We start from the raw sequence: 17,293 nt of genomic DNA, 5'->3' as shown, positions 1-17,293 counted from the left end.
GGTTCGGGGCGGTCACGTACGACGTGGCCGCCCCGACGTCATGACCGCCCCCTTCCCCCGAAGGGAAAGCCTGTTCGCCGAGCCATGCGCCCCGGCTGGAACTGGCGTCCGAAGGTGCAATCGGACTGCCGTGCGAGGCGTCATACCAGAGCGGGACCTCGGCCGTCGTACTTTGTCAACTGCCCCCCGCACATGATGCGTTGCCGACTACCGTGAGTTGCCGTCGGTCGACGCAAGGATCATCGGATGGTCCACACGGCCGGCACGGCGATGTCGCGAAACGGCCCTCGCGCGATCGTCGGAGCCCGCACCCTGACCGAGGACGCTGATGTCTCACCTTCGCGCACCGGCCGCCCGCGCAGACCGCCGTGAAGGCGGCCGGCACGGCAGGCCCGGCAGCCGTACCGTCACGCCGCTGCCCGAGGCCCGGATACGTCCGCAGCTGCTGCGCATCGCCGTACTGCCGCCCGTCGCCGTCGCGCTCTGCGCCGGCGCGGCCGTGCTCTTCGTCGTCCGGGAGACCGCCACCCCGCTCGCCCCCGCGCTGCTCGTCATCCTCGCCGCCGCCGGGGCCATCACCCTGGTGAGCGTCGTCATCGCGGCCGTCGCGGCCGACCGCGCCGCGAACTCCGTACGCGACCGCGTCGGCTCGCTGCGCCGCAGCACCGCGCGCGGGCAGGCCGAACTGCGGCGGGTCGTGGAGCAGTTGCGGCGCGGCGACGGACCGCCCGCCCGCACGGCGGTGCCGGCCCGGTCCGCCCAGGACGGCGACGAGTTCGGGCTGCTCGCCGACGAGCTGAACCGCGCCCACGAGGTCGCCGTCAGCGTGGTCGTCCAGGCCTCGCAGCTCTCCAGCCACGCGGGCAGCGAACAGAAGGTCGAGGTCTTCGTCAATCTGGCCCGGCGGCTGCAGTCGCTGGTCCACCGGGAGATCTCGCTGCTCGATGAGCTGGAGAACGACGTCGAGGACCCGGAGCTGCTCAAGGGCCTCTTCCACGTCGACCATCTCGCCACCCGCATCCGCCGCCACGCCGAGAACCTCGCCGTGCTCGGCGGCGCCATCTCCCGGCGTCAGTGGAGCAGACCCGTCACCATGATGGAGGTGCTGCGCTCGGCCATCGCCGAGGTCGAGCAGTACTCGCGGGTCAAGCTGGTGCCGCCGATCGACGGCACCCTGCGCGGGCACGCCGTCGCCGACGTCATCCACCTCCTGGCCGAACTCGTCGAGAACGCCACGGTGTTCTCCGCACCGCACACCCAAGTCCTGCTGCGCGCCAACCTGGTGACGGCCGGGCTCGCCATCGAGGTCGAGGACCGTGGCCTCGGCATGCCCGTGACCGAGCAGAACAAGATGAACCGCCTGCTCGCCGACCCCGACCAGGTCAATGTCGCCAGCCTTCTTCAGGACGGGCGGATCGGGCTCTACGTAGTGTCCGCGCTCGCCCGCAGGCACGGCGTCGGGGTCCGCCTGCAGACCAACATCTACGGCGGCGTACAGGCCGTCGTCATCCTGCCGCAGGGGATGCTCGGGGCCGAACCGCAGAACGAGCCCGTGGCCGCCCCGCGCACCGCGCCGCCGGGCGCCCCCGTCGGCGTACCGGAAACGGCCCAGGCACCGCCCCCGCAGGCCCCCCGCCCCGAACCGGTCGTCGTGCCGCGGCAGCCGCTGCGGGACGAGACCCCCGGCACGCCGGCGGCGAACGGCAACGGGAACGGGCCGCTGCCTGTACGCGGAGCGCGTGCCGACCGGCCCACGCCCGCCGAAGCCGTGCCGGGCATCCGGCCCGAGGACCGGCAGGCCGCGGCCGAGAACACGGTGACCCCGCCGGTCCCCCTCGGCGGCGCCGTGCACGGCCGGATGGACCGGCCCCGGCTCCCCAAGCGCCGCGCCCAGGAACACATCGCGCCGCAACTGCGCGACACGACGCCGTCACCGCGCCAGGACCCCGACTACCACGTCGGCCACGACCCGGGCCTGATGGCCGCCTTCCAGCGCGGCATCGGCCTCGCCGCCGCCCAGGAGACCCGCGACCCGGCACCCGGACCGGACCTCGGCATCCCCCGCGACAGGGGCGACCAGGGTGGCTGACCCGCACCACACCGCAAGCACCACGTCTGCCACGGCAGACCCTCGTACCTCTAGGAGTCGATCCACCATGGCGAGCGATGTGCAGACCAGCCAGGTATCCGACCTCGACTGGCTGATGAGCGGCCTCGTACAGCGCGTGCCGCACACCCACAGCGCGGTCCTGCTCTCCTCCGACGGGCTCGTGAAGTCGGTCCATGGCCTCGACCCCGACAGTGCCGACCACATGGCGGCCCTCGCCTCCGGGCTCTACTCGCTGGGGCGCAGCGCGGGCGTCCGGTTCGGCGACGGCGGTGACGTACGCCAGGTGGTCGTGGAGCTCGACTCCACCCTGCTGTTCGTCTCGACGGCGGGATCGGGCACCTGTCTCGCGGTCCTCGCCGGGCGCGAGGCGGATGCGGCGGTGCTCGGCTACGAGATGGCGATGCTCGTCAAGAGCGTACGGCCGTACCTGATGACCGCACCCCGGCAGCCGGCCGGCGAACCCGCCCCGATGAGGCATTGAGCGTGGCGGCCCCGCACGACGGGCCATGGCTCGACGACGCGGCGGGACGGCTCATCCGCCCCTACACGGTCAGCGGCGGGCGGACCCGGCCGACCACCCAACTCGACCTGCTGACCCAGGTATTGGCCACCGGCGGTCCGCCGCTCGGCTATCTGGGGCCCGAGCACACGGAGGCGCTCGGGCTCTGCGCGGCACCCACATCGGTCGCGGAGATCGCGGCGCAGCTGAAACTGCCCGCCGTCGTGACCAAGGTGCTGCTCTCCGATCTCGTCGACTGCGGGGCGCTCACCCTGAGAGCCCCGGACTTCTACCACAACCCAACTGACCGGTCCCTGTTGGAGGCAGTGCTCGATGGATTACGACGACAGCTCTGACCCCTTCCCCACCGCGCTGAAGATCTTGGTCGCGGGAGGTTTCGGGGTCGGCAAGACGACCTTCGTGGGCGCGGTGAGCGAGATCGCGCCGCTGAGCACGGAGGAGCTCCTCACGACCGTCAGCGAGGGCACCGACGATCTGTCGGGTGTCGAGAACAAGACCACGACCACCGTGGCCATGGACTTCGGCCGCATCACGCTCGACCCCGATCATGTGCTCTATCTCTTCGGCACGCCCGGCCAGGAACGCTTCTGGTTCATGTGGGACGAGCTCTCCGAAGGCGCGCTCGGCGCGGTGATGCTCGCCGACACCCGCCGCCTCGAGGACTGCTTCGCGGCCGTGGACTTCTTCGAGCAGCGCGGCATGGGATTCATCGTGGCCATCAACGAGTTCGACGGCGCCCACCGCTATGAACCCGATGAGGTGAGGTCCGCCATCGACCTCGATCCCCAGGTGCCCGTCGTGCGCTGCGACGCGCGGATCTCCAGCTCCGGCATCGCCACGCTCCTCACCCTCGTCAAACACCTGCTCGCCCACGCCCCGGCCGCACCGAGCTACGGAGCCCACACCTGATGTACGACCCGACCGCGCATCTGCTGCTCACTCCCGTCGACAAGGAGGCGCCGACCCGGGTGCGGCGGCTGCGCAGGCTCGGCATCGGGCTGCATCCCGACCGCGCGTTCGACGCCTTCGCCGACCGGCTCGCCGAGGTCACGGCGGCGCCGTACTCCATGGTCAACTTCATCGACGAGAACCGGCAGTTCTTCGCGGGCCTGCACACCCCGGACAGCACCGGTTCGGGCAGCGAACTCACCGCCGCGGCGGCCGGGGAAGGCGCGGTGTGCCGCTACATGGCCCGCGACCACGGCTACTGCCCGCATGTGGTCGTACGCCGCAAGGCCCTCGTCCTGGAGGACGTCTGCGACTACCCGCGGTTCGCGGGCAATCCCGTGGTCGACGAGATCGGGATCCGCTCCTATCTGGGAGCACCGCTCATCGACCGTACCGGCGTGGCGCTCGGCACGGTCTGCGTCGTGGACGTCGAGCCGCGCCCCTGGGGCAGGTCGGGTCTGGAGACGATCAAGGCGATGGCGGCGGAGCTGATCGAGCAGATCCACCGGCGGGAGGACGGCGGGATCTGACGCTCACACCCCCAGTACCTCCCGTCGGGGGAGCGGGATCTGACGCTCACACCCCCATTTCCTCCCCGTCGGGGAAGCGGAGGCGGACGCAGTCGCCGTCCACCGCACAGGAGATGGACTCCCGCAACGCCGAGGGCAGGACGGTGTCCCGGGACAGCGCGACGAGCGTGACGTGGACGCTCGCGCCGCCCGCGTGGCCGGCGCTGGTCAGATACGGAGTCGCCGAGTGCGGGCCGAAGGCGTTCGCCGCCACCTCGCGGGCGATGCCCGCCTCTTCGTCCCAGCCGTGGAGCGCGACGACGGCGCTGGTGAGGCCCGATTCCGTACGGGTGAGGGCCCAGCCGGGTCCTTGCTCGGTATACGGCCGGGTCCCGTCGGCCACCGCGTAGCCGCCCTCGCGGACCGTCACGCCTGCCGGGGCCTGGACCCGGTGGACGCGGATCTCCCACGGGCCGTGCAGCACGCTGGTCGTCTCGATGGGGAAATCGCCGTCGAGGCCCGGAAGTTGTACGTCGTGGCGCGATGCGGTGGTGCGTTCCGCGCAGCTCAGCGGGTGGATCCGGCGGCGGCGGGACGGAGTGCCGTCCGGTGCGAGCAGCGCGAGGTGGCCGTCCACCGTCCGGTTCCATGCGCGCGGCGCCGTCTCGGGGGCCGTCGCCGTGGAGTAGCCGAACTTGGCGTAGTGCGGGTCGTCGGCCGCGGGGCCTTCGAGCGGATTGTGGTCGCTGCCGTGGTTGACCAGGCGGACGATGCCGTCGTGCCGGGTGCCGGGTGCCGTGCAGCAGCCAGCCCGGCTCGGGAAGCGCCGTGTACTGGTCGGACTCCTCGACGGGGAGCGGCAGTTCGCGCTCCGTCCACACCGGGTGGCCGGCGGGAAGCAGCAGGCCGAGGAAGCCCTTGCCGGCCCAGTACGGTGACGCCGGACCCGAGTAGGCCTGCGTCGAGGGCAGGAACGTGCCGTACCAGCCGAGCGGGAGCAGCCCGCGCTCGTCCGGGACGCCGCGCTCCACGAAATGCCGTGCGGTGCCGGAGGCGAGCCGCCGGGTGAGGCCGGGGGCCAGCGGCGTGCAGTCCGCGAGGGCGCCCAGCCAGACGGGCGCGGTCGCCGCGAAGCGGTAGGTGAGGGAGCGGCCCTGGTGGACGGGGGCGCCGTCGGCGCCGAAGAAGTGCGGGTAGGCGGCGAGGAACTGGGTCAGCCGCTCGCGGTAGACCTTGCCGCGCCCGCCGGTCGCCTCGTCGGTGGACCCGGCCATCCGCGCCCACAGCAGCGGGTACAGGTGCATCGCCCAGCCGATGTAGTAGTCGAAGTTGCGCCCGTCGCCGTCGCTGTACCAGCCGTTGCCGCGGTACCAGTCCTCGATGCGGTCCAGGCCGCCGTCGATGTCCGACCGGCTGTGGGGCGCGCCGACGGAGGCCAGGAACTGTTCGGACACCACCTGGAAGAGCCGCCAGTTGTTGTCCCATGTCTGGCCCCCGACGAAGCCGGAGAACCAGTCGACGACCCGCTCCTGGACCCGGGAGTCGAGCCTGTCCCAGATCCAGGGGCGGGTCTCGTGCAGCCCGATCGCGATGGACGCCGCCTCCACCATCTGCTGGGAGCAGTCGGTGAGCTCGGGCCAGGCCTCACCGCCCGCGCCGTCACGGTCCGTGCCCGTTGTCAGACCCTGCGTATAGCGTTCTATGAGGTGAGGGTCCACCTCACCGCCGGCTCCGGCGATCCGGAACGAAGCGAGGAGAAATGACCGTGCGTACCCTTCGAGCCCGTCCGACACGACCCCCGACCAACTGCCCCGGCCCGGCAGTGGGTACTGCGCGAAGTTCGGCGTCGCGTACGGGACGAGCGCCGCCAACTGCCGGTCGGCGAGCGCCTCCCAGTGCGACCGGGTCCAGCCCGTGAGCGGGGACAGGACGCGGTCGGTGGGCGGCAGGGTCAGATGCGGTGCGGGCATGGCGGTCCGTGCTCCCTGTTCGCGTAGGTGGTTGCGTCATTCGCGGTAGGTGCCGGCGTCGACGGTCGGCTTGGGGAGGCCGAGCGCGGTGATGCGCGCCTTGCCGGACGCGGTGATGGGGAAGCGCCACTTGGTGACGAAGGAGTCGAAGAAGTCGGAGAGGTCGCGTCCCGTGGCCCGGCTCGCGTACACGGCGAGGTTGTCGTAGCGGTCCGCGTCCGTCGCCGATGCGGGGTTGTCGGTGCGGGGGCCTTCTTCGAGAACGCCCGTGAACTCATCGACAAGCCGGGCGAGTTCGTCTGGGACGCCGAGGACCGCACCGTCACGTATCTGCCGCGCAAGGGCGAGGACATGCGGCACGCGCGCGTGCTCACCCCGGCGACCGAGCGGCTCATGGTCGTCGACGGCGCCTACGACCTGCGGATCGAAGGCATCGGCTTCGCGTACGCCGCTTACGGTCAGCCCTCCACCGGCGAGGGCTACGCGGGCACACAGGCGGGCCTCACTCTCACCGGCGCCACCGGGCCCGTCGACCACGCGGGCCGCTTCTACACCAAGCCGAGCGCCGCCCTCACGGTGCACGGAAGCCGCCATGTGGACGTCGGCAAGAGCGAGTTCACGCATCTGGGCGGTGCCGGCGTCATCCTGGAGTCCGGCACCAAGGACTCATCGGTCACCCGCTCCCGCTTCACGGATCTGTCGTCCGGCGCCGCGTACATCGGCGACACCGAGCCGAACCCGGCCGCGGACCTCGCGGGTGAGCGCAACACCGTCGCGTACAACACGATCCGCCGGGTCGGCGTCGAGTACACCGACGCCGTGGGCATCTGGGCCGGGTACGAGGCCGGTTCGGTCGTCGATCACAACACCATCGACGATCTGCCCTACTCGGGCATCTCGGTGGGCTGGGGCTGGAACCAGCCCGAGGCGCAGAAGTCCGTCCTGCGCGACAACCGGATCACGAACAACCGGATCACGAACGTGATGCGCGTCGAGCACGCCCAGCACGACGGCGGCGCCATCTACACCCAGGGCGCCCAGCCCGGCACGGTCGTCTCCGGCAACTACATCAACCGCTCCGCCTACGGGAACACCGAGCGAGACGGCAACACAGCTCCGCCCGGACCTCGCCCGCGCAGGCACCGCGTCCCAGTCCTCCACGGACGGCGCCGCCGATGCCGCGTACGCGACCGACGGGGACGCCTCCACCGACACCCGCACGCTCTCCGAACCGGGGGCCTGGTGGCAGGTCGATCTCGGCGAGGCGCGGCGGGTGGGGCAGGTCGAGGTCTGGAACAACACCGCCATGAACACCGCCGACTTCGACGTCCAGCTGGCAAGGACCGCCGACTTCGCCGGCGCCATGACGCTGCACGTCACCGGACGCTCCTTGCGGCCCACACTCCTCGACACGGACGCGGAAGCCAGATACATAAGGATCAAGCTCAGCGGCACGGGACGCGTGGCACTCGCCCACGTACTCGTGCATCCTGCACGTACATAGGCAACACCCGCACCCGCACAGGTATTTGTACGGAAAGGCACACCATGACCGACCTCCGTCTCGGCGTCCTCGGCTACGGCTTGCGCGGTTCGCTCGCCCGCACCGCGCACCGGCCCGGCGCGGGCTCCCGCGTCACCGCGCTAGCCGACCACGACGTGACCGCACGGACGGAGGCGGCCGTGGCCTTCCCCGGCGCCCTGATATCTACCGACCACCGCAAGGTCGTCGAGGACCCCGACGTCGACGCCGTCGTGATCCTCACCCCCGACCACACCCACGCACAGCTCGCCTGCGAGGCGCTGCGCGAGAAGAAGCCCGTCTTCGTGGAGAAGCCCCTGGAAATCGGCATCGAGGCCTGCGACGAGATCCTGCGGACCGCCTACGAGACCGGAACGCGCCTCTACGTAGGCCACAACATGCGCCACATGCCCGTCGTCAGGCTGATGCGCGACATCATCGGGCGCGGCGAGATCGGCGAGGTCAAGACGGTCTGGGTGCGCCATTTCGTCGCCTACGGAGGCGACTGGTACTTCAAGGACTGGCACGCCGAACGGCAGCACACCACCAGCCTGTTGCTCCAGAAGGCCGCCCACGACATCGACGTACTGCACTGGCTCGCGGGCGGATACACCCGCCAGGTGCAGGCGCTCGGCGACCTCATGGTCTACGGCGACAACCCGCACCGCCGCGCGCCGGGCGAGCCGAAGTCCGACGACTGGTACACCAAGGACGGCCACTGGCCGCCGCACACCCAGCGCGACCTCAACCCCGTCATCGACGTCGAGGACGTATCGCTGGTCAACATGCGCCTCGACAACGGGGTGTTGGCGTCCTACCAGCAGTGCCACTTCACCCCCGACTACTGGCGCAACTACACCGTCATCGGGGACGCGGGCCGCCTGGAGAACTTCGGCGACGGACCGGGGGGAGTGGTGAAGGTCTGGAACCAGCGGCGCTCGTCCTACCGCCCCGAAGCCGACGCCGAGTACCCGGTGCCGGACGCCCAGGACGAGGGCGGACACGGCGGCTCCGACCCGCTGCTCATCGACGAGTTCGTCCGCTTCGTACGCGAGGGCGGCCGCACCGACACCTCACCGGTGGCCGCCCGGATGGCGGTCGCGGCGGGCGTGCGCGCCACGCAGTCGCTGCGGGACGGGGGTACGCCGAGGGAGGTGCCGGCGCTCGACCCCGAGCTGATCGCGTACTTCGAGCGAGGCCAGGAGAGGTAACGGCCCGGGCCTGAAGGAAAGCTGCGGCGGCGCTTAAGAAATCCTCGATGGACCGGGGCGCCGCCGTAGGGAAGATTCCTGTGTCGTCGGTGGAAGCAGTGACGTACGACAGGAGCCGTGGCGTTGAAGGCGCTGGTCAAGGAGAAGGCGGAACCGGGACTCCGGCTGATGGACGTGCCGGAGCCGGTCATCGGCCACGGCGATGTCCTGATCAAGGTGCTCCGCACCGGGATCTGCGGCACGGACCTGCACATCAGGGCCTGGGACGGCTGGGCGCAGCAGGCCATCGCCGCGCCGCTGGTCGTCGGGCACGAGTTCGTCGGCGAGGTCGTCCAGACCGGCCGTGACGTCGCCGACATCAAGATCGGCGACCGGGTCAGCGGCGAGGGCCACCTGGTGTGCGGCAAGTGCCGCAACTGCCAGGCGGGGCGCCGCCATCTGTGCCGTGCGACGGTCGGGCTCGGCGTCGGCAGGGACGGGGCGTTCGCGGAGTACGTCGCGCTGCCCGCCTCCAACGTGTGGGTGCACCGCGTGCCGGTGGACCTCGACGTCGCCGCGATCTTCGACCCGTTCGGCAACGCGGTGCACACCGCCCTGTCCTTCCCGCTGGTCGGCGAGGACGTCCTGATCACCGGCGCGGGACCGATCGGCCTGATGGCCGCGGCCGTGGCCCGGCACGCGGGGGCCCGCAACGTCGTCGTCACCGACGTCAGCGAGGAGCGCCTCGACCTGGCCCGCAAGGTCGGCGCGAGCCTGGCGCTGAACGTGGCCGAGTCCTCCATCGCCGACGGCCAGCGCGAGCTCGGCCTGCGCGAGGGCTTCGACGTGGGCCTGGAGATGTCCGGCAACCCGGTCGCGATGCGCGACATGATCGCCAACATGACCCACGGCGGCAAGATCGCCATGCTCGGTCTGCCGTCCGACGAATTCGCCGTGGACTGGTCCCGGATCGTCACCTCCATGATCACGATCAAGGGCATCTACGGCCGCGAGATGTTCGAGACCTGGTACTCCATGTCCGTGCTGCTCGAAGGCGGCCTCGACCTGGCACCCGTGATCACCGGCCGCTACGGCCACCGTGACTTCGAAGCGGCCTTCGACGACGCGGCGAGCGGCCGCGGCGGCAAGGTCATCCTCGACTGGACCTCCTGACTCCCTGCTGCTTCTGACCTCCTGACCGACCTCTTCTTTTAAAGGAAGTCACCATGTTCGACTCCGTACGCGACGATCTCCAGGCCACCCTCGACGAGATCGCCGCCGCGGGCCTGCACAAGCCCGAGCGCGTCATCGGCACCCCGCAGTCCGCCACGGTCGCCGTGACCGCGGGCGGGCGCCCCGGCGACGTACTGAACTTCTGCGCGAACAACTACCTCGGCCTGGCCGACCACCCCGAGGTGGTCGCCGCCGCCCACGAGGCCTTGGACCGCTGGGGCTACGGCATGGCGTCCGTGCGCTTCATCTGCGGCACGCAGGAGGTGCACAAGGAGCTTGAGGGGCGCCTTTCCGCGTTCCTCGGCCAGGAGGACACGATCCTCTATTCGTCCTGCTTCGACGCCAACGGCGGTGTCTTCGAGACGCTGCTCGGCGCGGAGGACGCGGTCATCTCCGACGCGCTCAACCACGCGTCGATCATCGACGGCATCCGCCTTTCGAAGGCCCGCCGCTTCCGGTACGCCAACCGTGACATGGCGGACCTGGAGCAGCAGTTGAAGGAGGCGGCCGAGGGCGGCGCGCGCCGCAAGCTGATCGTCACCGACGGCGTCTTCTCCATGGACGGGTACGTCGCCCCGCTCCAGGAGATCTGCGACCTCGCCGAGCGTTACGACGCGATGGTCATGGTCGACGACTCGCACGCCGTCGGCTTCGTCGGCCCCGGCGGCCGCGGCACCCCCGAGCTGCACGGCGTCATGGACCGCGTCGACATCATCACCGGTACGTTGGGCAAGGCGCTCGGCGGTGCTTCGGGCGGCTATGTCGCGGCCCGCGCCGAGATCGTCGCGCTGCTTCGCCAGCGCTCGCGCCCGTATCTCTTCTCGAACACCCTCGCCCCGGTGATCGCTGCCGCCTCCCTGAAGGTCCTCGACCTCCTGGAGTCCGCGGGCGACCTGCGGGAGCACCTCGCGGCGAACACCGCGCTCTTCCGCTCGCGGATGACCGAGGAGGGCTTCGACATCCTGCCGGGCGATCACGCGATCGCGCCGGTCATGATCGGCGACGCGTCGGTGGCCGGACGGATGGCCGAGCTGCTCCTCGAGCGGGGCGTGTACGTGATCGGCTTCTCGTACCCGGTGGTGCCGCAGGGCGCCGCCCGGATCCGGGTCCAGCTGTCCGCGGCGCACTCCACGGAGGACGTGAACCGCGCGGTGGACGCGTTCGTCGCGGCGCGGGCGGAGCTGGACGCCGTGCAGGCGTGACCCGTGGTGGGGGCGTGGCCGCCGGTTTGGGAGAATTGGCCACATGATCGAAGCGCGGCGGCTGCACATCCTCCGTGCGGTGGCCGACCACCGCACCGTGACGGCGGCTGCCGCCGCGCTCTATCTCACGCCCTCCGCGGTCTCCCAGCAGCTGACCGCCCTGGAGCAGGAGACGGGCCACCGCCTGGTGGAGCGCGGCGCGAAGGGCGTACGACTCACGCCGGCCGGAGAGATCCTGCTCTCCCACACCAACGCGGTCCTCGCCCAGCTCGAGCGGGCCGAGGCGGAACTGGCCGCGTACAGCTCGGGCGCGGCGGGCACGGTGACCGTCGCGTCCTTCGCCACGGGCATCGCCCTGGTCGTCGGCCCCGCCCTCGCCCGCCTTGCCTCGTCGGCGCCCGGGATACGGGTGCAGGTCCAGGACGCGGAGGGCGACGCGAGCCTGCCGATGGTGCTCGACCGGCAGGTGGATGTCGCGGTGGCGGTGGAGTACCGCGGCGCGCCGGGCGCGGACGACCCCCGGCTGACACGCGTCCCGCTCTACGCGGAGCCGTTCGACGCGGTGCTCCCGGTGACCCACCGGCTCGCGGCGGCCGAACGGGTACCGCTCGCGGAGCTCGCCAAGGACGCGTGGATCGGACCCTTCGCGGGGAACCCCTGCCACGACGTGGTGATCCTCGCCTGCGAGGCGGCCGGGTTCCAGCCGCTCCTGGAGCACTGGTCGGACGACTTCCGGGCCGTGGTCGCGCTGGCCTCGGCCGGTGTCGGGGTCGCCCTCGTCCCGCGGTCCGCGCTGAAGGGCATGGACGTCTCGGGGGTCGTGATCCGCCCCGTCGACGGTGTCGCCCCCACGCGCCGGGTATTCGCGGCGGTGCGGTGCGGCGCGGAGGAGCACCCGCTGATCCGTCCGGTGCTCGACGCCTTGGGGGAGGCGGCGCAGTAACGGTGGGGCAGTAGCGGTGGCTCCGGCCTTTAGGCGAGAGCCGATGTCACGTACTCCGCGGCCTCCGCGATCAGGGCCTCCCTCGGTTCGGCGTCGTACCCGGAGCGGTCCGACATGATCGCGAGGACGATCGGCGCGGCGTTCGGCGGCCACACGACGGCGATGTCGTTGGCGCGGCCGTAGTTTCCTGTGCCGGTCTTGTGGGCCAGCGTCCAGCCCTTGGGAAGACCGGCCCGGATGCGCTTCGCGCCGGTGGTGCTGCGTTCGAGCCAGTCCTTCAGGAGGGCGCGCTTGCGTGCGGGCAGCGCCTTGCCGATGACCAGCTCCTGATAGTCGCGGGCGACGGCACGGGGCGTGGTGGTGTCGCGTGGATCGCCGGGGCGGTTGTCGTTCAGTTCGGGCTCGAACTGATCCATCCGGCTCACCGCGTCGCCGAGCCCCCGCAGATACGCGGTGAGGCGACGGGTCCCGCCGATGTCGCGCATCAGCAGATTCCCGGCCGTGCCGTCGCTGTACCGGACCGCGGCATCGCAGAGCTGCCTGATGGTCATGCCGGTCGCGACATGGTCCTTGGTGATCGGCGAGATGGAGTCGACGTCGGCCTCGCTGTAGGTGACGACCTTGTCCAGGTGACTCAGCGGATTCCGGTCGAGGACGGCCGCCGCGGCGAGCGCCTTGAAGGTGGAACAGAACGCGAAACGGTCGTCCGCGCGATGGGTGAGCACGGCGCCGGTGCGGGTGGCCAGCGCGTACACCCCCAGACGCGCGTCGTGCTTGCGCTCCAGCGTGGCGAAGCGCGACGCGGCCTGAGCCATGGCGGGGTGCTCACGCGGCGGCGACGCGGCCGCGGCCGATGACGACGGTGCCGCGGCGGGCCGCTCGTCCGGCGCGCAGCCCGCCAACGGCAGAACCATCCCCGCCCCCAGCAGGGCACGACGCGTGAGACCGGACGGTCGGGACGAGCTCAAGATCCACCCTTTCCATGGCACAACCCTTGCCCGGCAAGTGAACACGAACGCGGCCCGCCGGGGAGGCGGGCAGCGATGCCGGGCGACAGATCAGGCCACGTGGCGGGGTGTCGGGGCAGCCGTCCCCGTCACCATCACCGTCCGGGCCACCCGAGGGGAGGTGGGCGGCGGGCGCGCGCGGGGTGGCCTCCGGTGGTGCGGGTCATCCGTGTGGATGGGCGGTGCGGGATCACTGGCTGCGCTGGGTGGGCCGCTGGGGCATGTACGCCGCGGCGTACGCGATCAGGGCCTCCCTCGGTTCGGCGTCGTACCCGGAGCCGAGCGCCTGCACCTGGCGGGCGTAGCCGCCCGCGAGCCAGTGCAGTACGTCGATGTCGTGGGGCGGCCTTCTGGAGCAAGTTCCGTCCGGATCAGGCCGCCGGGCACTGGCGGGGTGTCAGGGCAGCTGTCCCCGTTACCGTCTCCGTCACCGTCCGGGCCATGCGCGGGGACGTGGGTGGCAGGTGCGGGATCACTTGCTGCGCTGGGTGGGCCGTTGGGGTTCCGCCCGGATCAGGCCGCCCGACACCGGCGAGGTGCCGAGGCCGGTGTCCTCGTCTCCGTCACCACCTCCGTCTCTGTCCGCGTCCGCGTGGCGCAGCACCCAGTCGTCGAGGTCGCGTGCCGCCTCCAGCGGCGCCCCGGTGGCGTACGCCCACCACCAGCTCACCTCGGCGCGGGAAGCGGCCGGGGCGGCGCGGCTCAGCTCCGCACGGACCTGGGCCTCGGCCAGCGCGAAGCGCACCCGAGCTGCCTGTGCTTCCACGCCGAGGACGTCGCCGATGAGCTGCCAGCTCGCGCCGCCGATGCGCTCGAAGACGGCGGCGGCTTCGAGCAACCGGCGTGCGGCCGCGAGCACTTGGGCGGCGTCGGCCAGCACGGAACCGGGGGAGCCGACGCCGCCGTCGGGCCGCAGCTCGTGCTCGCCGATCGGTACGGCGGCGCGCGCGAGGTCGGCGAGATCGCACGCCTCGAAGGCGGCCGCCAGCCGTGCGCGGGCCGCGTCCGTGTACGCGGAGGCGGAGGCGGAGGCGCCGTCCATCATGTTCTCGGCGTTGCCGCCGGGGTTGCCTTCGGTCATGTCGGTCGGCCTCAACTGCGCAGGAAATAAAGGACGGTCATGGTTGCGGCTGTGGTCAGGATGATGCCCCGCAGCAGCCGGGCGGAGAGCCGACGCGCGAAGTGCGCGCCGGTGACGCCGCCGATCAGCGCGCCCGTCAGCATGCCGGCGATGACGAGCGGCGCGCTCAGCGCGTCCGAGGCGACGAGGAACAGCACGGTCGCGCTGAGATACATGGCCGCGATCTGGGTGACCCGCACCGGATTGCCCGCCGCGGTGTCGATGCCCAGGCCGATGCTCCACAGGGCCAGCATCAGGATGCCTACGGCACCGCCGAAGTATCCGCCGTACAGAGCGAGGAGGAACTGGCCGATCAGGATGGCCCGGGAGCTCATGCCGACCGGGCGGCCGAGGGCCGTGGTCAACGTACGGGAAAGGCGGCGTCCGAAGGCGAGCACCAGCGTCGCGAAGGCGAGCAACCAGGGCACCGCCGCATCGAACGACGCCGCGGGCAGGGTGAGCAGCAGACCGGCGCCGATCGCGCCGCCGACCGCGCTGACCGCGGTCAGCGCCGGCATGGACGCCGTGCCGACCGGGGCGAGTTCGCGTCGGTAGACCCAGCCGCCGGCCAACGCGCCCGGCACCAGGGCGATGGTCGCCGACGCGTTCGCCGTCACGGGGGACAGACCGACCGCGACGAGAGCGGGCAGCGCCACGAACGTGCCTCCGCCGCCGACGGAGTTCAGCGCCCCGGCGGCGACACCGGCGAGCAGGACGAACAGGATCTCGGACATCGGGCGAGCATCACCCCGTGACCGCTCGGCCCGCAATGCGTAATCGGTGTACCCAGCCTAAGGCTGGGCCATAGGCTCGGCCGGGTGCGTTATGACCTCGACGATCTGCGGCTCTTCCTCGGCATCGTGACGGAGGGCTCGATCACGGCGGGCGCCCGCCGGATGCATCTGAGCCTGCCGTCGGCCAGCGCCCGGGTGCGCTCGCTGGAGCACCAGGCGGGAGTGGAGCTGCTGATCCGTGGCCGCCGGGGTGTGCGCCCCACGCCGGCGGGGACGACGCTGGCCCGGCACGCGCGCGAGGTCATCGCGCAGACCGTGCGTCTTGAGAGCGCCGTGGCGGGCTACACCCGGTCCCCGGCCGCTCCGCTGACCCTGCTGAGCGGCGGCTCCGCCATGCACCGGCTCGTGCCGCGCGCCCTGGTCTCGTTCCTGCGGGCGCACCCCGACGTCGATGTCACCGTGTCCGAAAGCCGTACGCCGCAGACTGTGCGCAAGCTGGCCGACGGTGAGGCGGACCTGGGGGTGGTCGTCGACGACGAGGCGCGCGACAGCGGCCTGGAGACGGAACCGCTGGGCGACGACTCCCTTGTCGTGATCGGCCAGGCAGGCGGGGTGCTCGCCGGGCGCACCGCGCTGACCTACCGCGAGGCCGCCGAGCACCCGCTCGTCGGGCTCGACGCCGATTCCTCGCTGGGGCGTTGGATCGAGAAGCACCTCGGTCCGCACGCGCCGGTCGCGCGTTACCGCACGAGCGTCGCCCACCTGAACGTCCTGGTCGCCCTCGCGGCCGCAGGCGTCGGCCTGGCGGTGGTCCCACGCCGCGCGATCGACCCGAGCCAGCCCTTGGACGTGTGCGAACTGCAGGACCCGTGGGCTCGGCGGCAGCATCTGCTGGCGTGGGGGGTCAAGAACGGCCCGTCGTCACCGGCGGTCCAGGCGCTGGCGGAGCACCTGCGGAGGGCGGCACTTTCGGAGGACGGATGGAAGCGTCCGGGCACTGCCGGGTAAACGGGTGGGTGGGCGGGAAAAATCCGCCGCGAAGCGGCGGCGCGCGGACTCCTCAGCCAGGAGGCCCAACGCTCCCCCGCAGCACAACCTCCCCCCGAACCCGCTCGACCCGAGACCTCACGCCCCGCTCCCGCAGAGCAAGCCCCATGACATCCCGCCCCATCCGAGCCAGCGGCAACGCCACGGTACTCAGCGGCGGGTCCAGTTCAGCGACCAGCGGTATGTCGTCGAACCCGGCCAGCGACACATCTTCCGGCACCCGAAGCCCCCGCTCCCGCAGCGCGCCCAACGCCCCCACGGCCACCACATCCGTCACAGCGAAGACGCACGTCACCCGCCGCCCCCGCCGCAGCAGTTCGACCGCCGCCGCATGGCCCCCGGCCCGGGTGAAGGCACCCTCCACGATCCGCTCGGGCGGCAGCGCGACCCCCGCGTCGGCCAGCGCGTCGCGGAACCCGGCGAGCCGGTCCGCGACCGTGGTGAGCCGCTCCGGCCCGGTGAGGACGGCGAACTCCCGATGGCCCAGGGACAGCAGCGCCCGCGCCAGAGCGCCCGCACCCTCCCGGTTCTCCGGCTGCACCGTGTCGACGCGGAGGCCGCGGTGCCTGCTGACGACGGCGACACGGCCCCCGTCCCGTATGTACGGGGTGAGCTCGGACTTCAACGACCGTTCCCACGCCGGGTCCTGGAACCCCGAGCCGATCAGCAGGATCGCGCGGGCCCGCTGCGCGCGCAGCATCGACACGTACGCGATCTCCCGGTCCGGGGCGCGAAAGGTGCCGGCCAGCATGACGAGGAGGTCCCGCTCGGCAGCCGCCGCCATCACGCCGCCTGCGATCGCCGAGAAGTAGGGGTCGCCGACGTCGTGGCAGATCACGCCGACCGTGTTGTTGGAGGCGCTGGCGAGCGCCTGCGCATGGGCGTTGGGGATGTAGCCCAGCCGGTCGGCGGCGTCGATCACCCGCCGCCGCAGCTCCTCACGTACCCGCGTCGTGCCGTTCAGCGCCCGTGACGCGGTGGCCGGGGAGACCCCGGCCGTGCGGGCCACCACGTGCAGCGTGACATGAGCCCCACGTTCCCGTTCCCCCACCCGCGCCCCCTTCGTCTCGCGCGCCGCGAAACTTCGAGCCGACCTATTGACCCTGCGGTCAGCCAGTCATTAGCGTGGCGGCCACCTTACCAGAAAGCGCTTTCTGAAAGCGATTTCCGCACCACCGAGTACCACCGAGCACCACCGAGTACCACCGGGCACCACCCAAGCTCCGCAACTGCCTCCG

16 protein-coding genes and 3 pseudogenes are annotated in these 17,293 nt (G+C 71.6%); 13 read left to right on the top strand and 6 right to left on the bottom strand.

From position 1 onward, the window contains the following. Positions 1-328: 328 nt before the first annotated feature. The 5 genes from AB0G47_RS27050 (at position 329) to AB0G47_RS27030 (ending at position 4,108) form a co-directional block, all read left to right on the top strand. Positions 329-2,089 (top strand): ATP-binding protein, encoded by a 1,761-nt coding sequence (locus AB0G47_RS27050; RefSeq protein WP_360774936.1) that lies wholly within the window; start codon positions 329-331, stop codon positions 2,087-2,089. Between the two features lie 67 nt (positions 2,090-2,156). After that, positions 2,157-2,591, top strand: a complete 435-nt coding sequence (locus AB0G47_RS27045) for a roadblock/LC7 domain-containing protein (RefSeq protein WP_266872443.1) — start codon at positions 2,157-2,159, stop codon at positions 2,589-2,591. Between the two features lie 2 nt (positions 2,592-2,593). After that, positions 2,594-2,965 carry a DUF742 domain-containing protein gene (locus tag AB0G47_RS27040; RefSeq protein ID WP_360774932.1) on the top strand — a complete coding sequence of 124 codons (372 nt, stop codon included), beginning with the start codon at positions 2,594-2,596 and terminating at the stop codon, positions 2,963-2,965. Continuing rightward, complete coding sequence (locus AB0G47_RS27035) at positions 2,943-3,539, top strand: ATP/GTP-binding protein (RefSeq protein WP_360774929.1); 597 nt, start codon at positions 2,943-2,945, stop codon at positions 3,537-3,539. Before AB0G47_RS27040 ends, AB0G47_RS27035 begins: the two co-directional genes overlap by 23 nt. After that, positions 3,536-4,108: a GAF domain-containing protein gene (locus AB0G47_RS27030; RefSeq protein WP_360775138.1), complete on the top strand. Its 573-nt coding sequence runs from the start codon at positions 3,536-3,538 to the stop codon at positions 4,106-4,108. Before AB0G47_RS27035 ends, AB0G47_RS27030 begins: the two co-directional genes overlap by 4 nt. A gap of 46 nt (positions 4,109-4,154) precedes the next feature. Here AB0G47_RS27030 and AB0G47_RS27025 read toward each other — a convergent pair. Both AB0G47_RS27025 and AB0G47_RS27020 read right to left on the bottom strand, forming a co-directional pair. Then, a pseudogene (locus AB0G47_RS27025) lies at positions 4,155-6,057 on the bottom strand (DUF2264 domain-containing protein). Positions 6,058-6,093: 36 nt separating this feature from the next. Continuing rightward, positions 6,094-6,417, bottom strand: a complete 324-nt coding sequence (locus AB0G47_RS27020; RefSeq protein ID WP_360774926.1) for a hypothetical protein — start codon at positions 6,415-6,417, stop codon at positions 6,094-6,096. Here AB0G47_RS27020 and AB0G47_RS27015 point away from each other — a divergent pair. From AB0G47_RS27015 to AB0G47_RS26990, 6 genes and pseudogenes are all read left to right on the top strand, one after another. Further along, positions 6,409-7,086, top strand: a pseudogene (locus AB0G47_RS27015) (right-handed parallel beta-helix repeat-containing protein); the annotation flags it as partial. The gene AB0G47_RS27020 and the pseudogene AB0G47_RS27015 overlap by 9 nt on opposite strands. Positions 7,087-7,261: 175 nt before the next feature. Continuing rightward, a pseudogene (locus tag AB0G47_RS27010) lies at positions 7,262-7,561 on the top strand (right-handed parallel beta-helix repeat-containing protein); the annotation flags it as partial. Positions 7,562-7,605: 44 nt separating this feature from the next. Further along, a complete protein-coding gene (locus AB0G47_RS27005; RefSeq protein WP_360775135.1) occupies positions 7,606-8,790 on the top strand; it encodes a Gfo/Idh/MocA family oxidoreductase in 1,185 nt (394 codons plus the stop codon). A gap of 123 nt (positions 8,791-8,913) precedes the next feature. Beyond that, positions 8,914-9,942 carry an L-threonine 3-dehydrogenase gene (tdh, locus tag AB0G47_RS27000; protein WP_360775132.1) on the top strand — a complete coding sequence of 343 codons (1,029 nt, stop codon included), beginning with the start codon at positions 8,914-8,916 and terminating at the stop codon, positions 9,940-9,942. A 53-nt stretch (positions 9,943-9,995) separates the two neighbouring features. Next, positions 9,996-11,204 carry a glycine C-acetyltransferase gene (locus AB0G47_RS26995; protein ID WP_360774924.1) on the top strand — a complete coding sequence of 403 codons (1,209 nt, stop codon included), beginning with the start codon at positions 9,996-9,998 and terminating at the stop codon, positions 11,202-11,204. 43 nt (positions 11,205-11,247) lie between these two features. Then, on the top strand, positions 11,248-12,147 hold the full coding sequence (locus tag AB0G47_RS26990; RefSeq protein WP_360774921.1) for a LysR family transcriptional regulator: 900 nt from the start codon (positions 11,248-11,250) through the stop codon (positions 12,145-12,147). Between the two features lie 29 nt (positions 12,148-12,176). Here AB0G47_RS26990 and bla read toward each other — a convergent pair whose 3' ends face one another. After that, positions 12,177-13,061, bottom strand: coding sequence for a class A beta-lactamase (bla, locus tag AB0G47_RS26985; RefSeq protein WP_360774918.1), 885 nt, complete (start codon positions 13,059-13,061; stop codon positions 12,177-12,179). A gap of 275 nt (positions 13,062-13,336) precedes the next feature. Here bla and AB0G47_RS26980 point away from each other — a divergent pair, with 275 nt between their 5' ends. After that, a complete protein-coding gene (locus AB0G47_RS26980) occupies positions 13,337-13,459 on the top strand; it encodes a hypothetical protein (RefSeq protein ID WP_360774915.1) in 123 nt (40 codons plus the stop codon). Between the two features lie 167 nt (positions 13,460-13,626). On the opposite strand, the gene AB0G47_RS26975 is transcribed toward AB0G47_RS26980, so the two are convergent. Together AB0G47_RS26975 and AB0G47_RS26970 are read right to left on the bottom strand one after the other, a co-directional pair. Beyond that, positions 13,627-14,235 carry a hypothetical protein gene (locus AB0G47_RS26975; RefSeq protein WP_360774912.1) on the bottom strand — a complete coding sequence of 203 codons (609 nt, stop codon included), beginning with the start codon at positions 14,233-14,235 and terminating at the stop codon, positions 13,627-13,629. Between the two features lie 11 nt (positions 14,236-14,246). Continuing rightward, complete coding sequence (locus AB0G47_RS26970) at positions 14,247-15,008, bottom strand: sulfite exporter TauE/SafE family protein (protein ID WP_360774909.1); 762 nt, start codon at positions 15,006-15,008, stop codon at positions 14,247-14,249. 84 nt (positions 15,009-15,092) lie between these two features. Here AB0G47_RS26970 and AB0G47_RS26965 point away from each other — a divergent pair, with 84 nt between their 5' ends. Then, the gene (locus tag AB0G47_RS26965; protein ID WP_360774906.1) at positions 15,093-16,016 is read left to right on the top strand and encodes a LysR family transcriptional regulator; all 924 of its coding nucleotides are present in this window, start codon (positions 15,093-15,095) and stop codon (positions 16,014-16,016) included. 52 nt (positions 16,017-16,068) lie between these two features. Here the strand turns inward: AB0G47_RS26965 and AB0G47_RS26960 are convergent, their stop codons facing one another. Further along, complete coding sequence (locus AB0G47_RS26960) at positions 16,069-17,106, bottom strand: LacI family DNA-binding transcriptional regulator (protein WP_360774903.1); 1,038 nt, start codon at positions 17,104-17,106, stop codon at positions 16,069-16,071. Between the last annotated feature and the right edge of the window lie 187 nt (positions 17,107-17,293).

The organism is Streptomyces sp. NPDC021622, assembly GCF_040640795.1.
GTDB lineage: Bacteria > Actinomycetota > Actinomycetes > Streptomycetales > Streptomycetaceae > Streptomyces.
The sequence above is the reverse complement of the archived record's forward strand: the minus strand, read 5'-3'. Positions and strand labels throughout refer to the sequence as shown.

What these genes read in the sequence shown, in the direction of transcription:
- AB0G47_RS27050 (WP_360774936.1), top strand. Translation starts at nt 329, where the DNA reads ATGTCTCACCTTCGCGCACCGGCCGCCCGCGCAGACCGCCGTGAAGGC.
- AB0G47_RS27045 (WP_266872443.1), top strand. Translation starts at nt 2,157, where the DNA reads ATGGCGAGCGATGTGCAGACCAGCCAGGTATCCGACCTCGACTGGCTG.
- AB0G47_RS27035 (WP_360774929.1), top strand. Translation starts at nt 2,943, where the DNA reads ATGGATTACGACGACAGCTCTGACCCCTTCCCCACCGCGCTGAAGATC.
- AB0G47_RS27005 (WP_360775135.1), top strand. Translation starts at nt 7,606, where the DNA reads ATGACCGACCTCCGTCTCGGCGTCCTCGGCTACGGCTTGCGCGGTTCG.
- AB0G47_RS26995 (WP_360774924.1), top strand. Translation starts at nt 9,996, where the DNA reads ATGTTCGACTCCGTACGCGACGATCTCCAGGCCACCCTCGACGAGATC.
- AB0G47_RS26990 (WP_360774921.1), top strand. Translation starts at nt 11,248, where the DNA reads ATGATCGAAGCGCGGCGGCTGCACATCCTCCGTGCGGTGGCCGACCAC.
- bla (WP_360774918.1), bottom strand. Translation starts at nt 13,061, where the DNA reads ATGGTTCTGCCGTTGGCGGGCTGCGCGCCGGACGAGCGGCCCGCCGCG.
- AB0G47_RS26975 (WP_360774912.1), bottom strand. Translation starts at nt 14,235, where the DNA reads ATGACCGAAGGCAACCCCGGCGGCAACGCCGAGAACATGATGGACGGC.
- AB0G47_RS26970 (WP_360774909.1), bottom strand. Translation starts at nt 15,008, where the DNA reads ATGTCCGAGATCCTGTTCGTCCTGCTCGCCGGTGTCGCCGCCGGGGCG.